5 protein-coding genes and 1 pseudogene are annotated in these 4,162 nt (G+C 54.1%); all 6 read left to right on the forward strand.

From position 1 onward, the window contains the following. Positions 1-806: class I tRNA ligase family protein (locus F8I07_RS06005; protein ID WP_292657041.1), on the forward strand; the 806-nt coding region annotated here is incomplete at its 5' end. A 136-nt stretch (positions 807-942) separates the two neighbouring features. Further along, on the forward strand, positions 943-1,422 hold the full coding sequence (gene lptE / locus F8I07_RS06010) for an LPS assembly lipoprotein LptE (RefSeq protein WP_292657044.1): 480 nt from the start codon (positions 943-945) through the stop codon (positions 1,420-1,422). Then, positions 1,419-2,675, forward strand: coding sequence for a bifunctional folylpolyglutamate synthase/dihydrofolate synthase (locus tag F8I07_RS06015; protein WP_292657046.1), 1,257 nt, complete (start codon positions 1,419-1,421; stop codon positions 2,673-2,675). Before lptE ends, F8I07_RS06015 begins: the two co-directional genes overlap by 4 nt. Before the next feature lie 9 nt (positions 2,676-2,684). Next, the gene (locus tag F8I07_RS10080) at positions 2,685-2,930 is read left to right on the forward strand and encodes a DUF4160 domain-containing protein (RefSeq protein ID WP_367264487.1); all 246 of its coding nucleotides are present in this window, start codon (positions 2,685-2,687) and stop codon (positions 2,928-2,930) included. Further along, the gene (locus F8I07_RS06020) at positions 2,899-3,156 is read left to right on the forward strand and encodes a DUF2442 domain-containing protein (protein WP_292657048.1); all 258 of its coding nucleotides are present in this window, start codon (positions 2,899-2,901) and stop codon (positions 3,154-3,156) included. Before F8I07_RS10080 ends, F8I07_RS06020 begins: the two co-directional genes overlap by 32 nt. Positions 3,157-3,196: 40 nt before the next feature. Then, positions 3,197-4,162 (forward strand): annotated as a pseudogene (locus F8I07_RS06025) (transcription-repair coupling factor); the annotation flags it as partial.

Below are 4,162 nucleotides of genomic sequence, written 5' to 3' on the forward strand. Positions count from 1 at the left end.
CCCGTTTCTTTACCAAGGCCCTGCGGGATCTGGGCTACCACGATATCGACGAGCCCTTCAGCCGGCTCCTGACCCAGGGGATGGTCCTCAAGGACGGCGCCAAAATGTCCAAATCCAAGGGCAACACCGTCGATCCTGACGCTATCGTCGAGCGTTACGGTGCCGATACGGCACGCCTCTTCATCCTCTTCGCCGCCCCGCCGCAAAAAGAGCTGGAGTGGAAGGATAGCGGTGTGGAAGGGGCCTACCGCTTCCTGCGCAAGCTCTACAGTCGCAAAGAGAAGGTCACCCACTCGACTCTGCCCGAGATCGACCACGACGCATTGGCTCCCGAGGCCAAAGAGGCACGGGCCAAGGTCTACGAGGCGTTGCGCAAGAGCAAGGACGTTTTCGAGAAGACCTTCGCCTTCAATACCCTCATCGCTGCCACGATGGAGGCCCTCAATGCCCTGGACAAGCAGGACGACCCGGCGGTCTGGAGCGAGGGGATGTATATCCTGCTTCATCTGCTCGAGCCCATCGTCCCCCACATCGCCAGCGAATTGAGCGAGGAACTCTTCGGCCGGGAGAATCTGCGTCGCAGCATTCCTCTGCGGGAAGAGGTCTTTGTCACCGAGAGCGTCACCTACGCCGTGAGCATCAACGGCAAGCGGCGCACGGAGGTGGCCATCCCCGCTGAAGCTGACAAGGAAGAGATCCTCTCCATCGCCAAAGAGGCCGGTGCCAAGTGGCTGGAGGGGCAGCAGATCGTCAAAGAGATCGTCGTGCCGGGGAAACTGGTCAACCTTGTTGTCAAACCGGCGTAATTTAATTGAGGATTGAGAATTGAGGATTGAGAATGATGGTTGTTCGTCATTTGTTATTCGTCATTGGATAAAGAATGCTGTGAAACAGTGCATACCGAAATCATTCAACATTCAACATTCAACATTCATCATTCTGATGACAATGTTTGTCATCAGCGGCTGCGGTTACAAACCGGTCGCGCAGTATGGCCGGGATCTCCTCCCCGATCCGGTCTATGTGGATGTGAAGCTCTCCGGGGTGGAACCGCAAAACGGTGTCTATCTCAAAGATGAAATTATCCGGACGTTGACAACGGAGTTTCACGAAAAGGTCGTTGCCGATCGCGCTGGGGCATTGAGCAGGATCATCGTTCCGGAGTACAAGATCGGTTACTCTCCTTTGACGTATGATACAAACGGTTACGTCACACGCTATCGTGTCAGTACTTCGATTCTCTTCGTGCTCCAAACCCCCGAAAACAATCTCAGCAAACGGATAAGCAGTAGCGAAGATGTCAGTATCCAGTCGAGCTCTCTGACAAGTTCAGCTGCCAGAGATGCCGCGATTCGGGTCGGCATCCGCAAAGCGATGGATCAGTTCATCGCCTGGATCGCCGAAAAGGGTATTCGGAAGTGATCCCTCCTTTCTCCGGCTTTCTCGAGAGCAAACCTCTCTATTACAAGGAAATTGACCACGAACGGGTGCACAGAGCCTACGCCCGATTGAGAGATCACATCGCTCATCCTCCGGCCGTCCATATCGTCGGCACCAACGGCAAGGGAAGCACGGGGAGGATGCTGGCTTTCCTCGCGTGGCAGAATGGGATGGAAGATGGAAAATGGAAAATGGAAAATGGGCTTTCGCAAAGCGAAAGCACGAATCATTTCTACCCACTACCCACTACCCACTACCCACTCTCCGTAGGACACTACTCTTCTCCCCACATCCTTCGATTCAACGAACGGATCTGGATCGACGGCGAGAACGTTTCGGATGAGGTGCTAGAAGAAGGACATCGGCGGCTCTACGGGATCCTTGGGGCCGAAATGAGCGAGGCGCTCAGTTATTTCGAATACACTACGCTGCTGGCGCTGCTGCTTTTCGAACGTTGTGATCTGATCATCCTGGAGGCGGGGCTGGGCGGAGAGTTCGATGCCACCAACGTGGTAGAGAATAAACGCCTCACCGTCGTCACCCCCATCGGGATCGACCATCAAGCCTTTCTGGGCGATTCCGTCGAAGCGATCGCCGAGACCAAACTGCGCAGCGTCACGCCGCATACGCAGGTGCTTCTGGCCCCCCAGCCCCATGCGGAGGTGGAAAGTGTCGCCCGAAAAATCGCCGAGGAACGCGGGTGCGGATTGACGATGGAAGATGGAAGATGGAGGATGGAGGAGTTGGAGCACGTTTTGCAAGGCAAAGGGTGGCCGGACTTTTTATTTCAGAACGCTTCGGTGGCTTTGCGGGCACTGGATCTGCTCGATATGCCCGCCGATCCCGAGGCGCTGGAAGCTCTGGAGCTTTTTGGCCGTTTCTATCCTCTGGCCGAGAACATTCGTATCGACGTAGGGCACAATCCTTTGGCAGCCCGGGCAATCGCCCGGGCGATGGAATCCAGGACGGTGCTGATCTACAACTCCCTGGACGACAAGGATTATCGAGAGGTACTCTCGATCCTGCGCCCCAAGATCAAGCGGGTCGAGCTCATCCCCATCGAGAGCCAGCGGGCGGCTACCCTCTGGGAGATCGAGACTGTTTTGGAGGAGCTGGGAATTCCCTGGGACTATTTCGGCGGGCAACTCTTTTCCCATGAGAATTATCTGGTTTTCGGATCTTTTTATACGGTGGAGGCTTTTTTGAAAAAGAACGATCTTATGTATGAGGTATAATAAAAATCGATGCCGACAGTATTGAGGAGAGAGGGGTTTCGTTTCTTTTTTTATAGTGATGAACATGCACCATCGCATATTCATGTAGAAAAAGGCGAAGCATATGCCCGGATCGAGCTTGACTCATTGAAAGTGACTGATACTTATCGCCTATCCTCAAGGGATTTGAAAAAGATACTGTTGATCGTCCGTGAATATCGCGATTATTTGCAGGAGGCTTGGAATGAACACTTCCAAAACCACGACGTTGATTGAAAAACTTGTTTTTGATAACAAGATACATGTAGTACTCAATACTGGGGATCGCTTGACACTTCCTTATGACTATACGGAGAGAATCAAAAAAGCCGATAAGGCACAATTACAAAATTATCGCCTGATCGGTGGAGGGAGGGGTATTCATTTCCCCGATATCGATGAAGACATCTCCCTCAACGGAATACTTCGTTATAAAACTTCTCACGATCTTTTGGCCTCCTGATCGTTTCTTTTCCTATTTCACCCAAAGGTAAGCAGCAGGAATGCAACCCTCACGACTCTTCGAATACCTGAAAAAGACCCCCGCCAAGAAGCGGGCCGATCTTGTTGTCGCCCGCAACGACAAAAGCGCCGAACAAGCGGCAACTGTGGCACGCTTTCAGGGTATCCGTCCCTTCGTGCTGCCCCAGCTTCGGATTAGTCCCGGAGAGGATCTGCGTAGTTACGGCCCTGAAATTCAGGAGCTTTTCACTCAACTCTCGGGCTATTACCGTTACCAGGAGGAAAAACTCCTCATCGCTCCGCTGCATACGCTCAGTCTCCCGCTGCCCAAAGCGGAGTGCTTCGATACCCGGACTCTGGAGTTCGGTGACAAACTCGATCTAACGCAGTTCAAAGAGATGCTCTATCGTTGGGGCTATCACTTCGTCGATCTGGTCAGCGAAGCGGGGGAGGTTTCGATCCGGGGGGATATCGTGGATCTCTACAGTCCCGGAATGGAACATCCCTGGCGGATCAGTCTCTTTGACGATGAGATCGAGAGTATCCACCCCTTCGACCCCGACACCCAGAAGCGCCGGGGGGACGAGGAGCTGGAGAGTGTGACGCTGCGGCCCGCCTTTCTGGCTCTTAGCGAAGAACAATTCAACGCTCTAAAATCCCGGGTGGAGTCCAGCCCCTGGGAGAGTTTCGTCAAAGATATCGACTCTCTGGGACTCTGGCATCTGGAGGAGCTGGGGGGCGATCTACTCGGCGAACTTCGCAGCGTGGCCGCCGAGGATCTGAGCGAGGATCTGGACGAGCTCTACAGTCTCAACAAGCCTCTGATTTCCCGAGAGAGCTATCCCGCTACCACTTTGCCCGAGGCCGGGGAGTGGCGGGATCTGGAAGTGGCCGACCCCAACAAACTCATCGAAACCCACCGAGACAAATGCATCACCGTCATCGCCCGCAGCGAATCCCTGGTACGGGGGAGTCAGCTGGTCGATCTGGAGCGGCTCAACTTCGTC

The organism is Nitratifractor sp. (genome assembly GCF_015487065.1).
In the GTDB taxonomy this organism is placed as follows: Bacteria; Campylobacterota; Campylobacteria; order Campylobacterales; family Sulfurovaceae; genus Nitratifractor.

What these genes read in the sequence shown, in the direction of transcription:
- lptE (WP_292657044.1), top strand. Translation starts at nt 943, where the DNA reads ATGACAATGTTTGTCATCAGCGGCTGCGGTTACAAACCGGTCGCGCAG.
- F8I07_RS06020 (WP_292657048.1), top strand. Translation starts at nt 2,899, where the DNA reads ATGAACACTTCCAAAACCACGACGTTGATTGAAAAACTTGTTTTTGAT.
- F8I07_RS10080 (WP_367264487.1), top strand. Translation starts at nt 2,685, where the DNA reads ATGCCGACAGTATTGAGGAGAGAGGGGTTTCGTTTCTTTTTTTATAGT.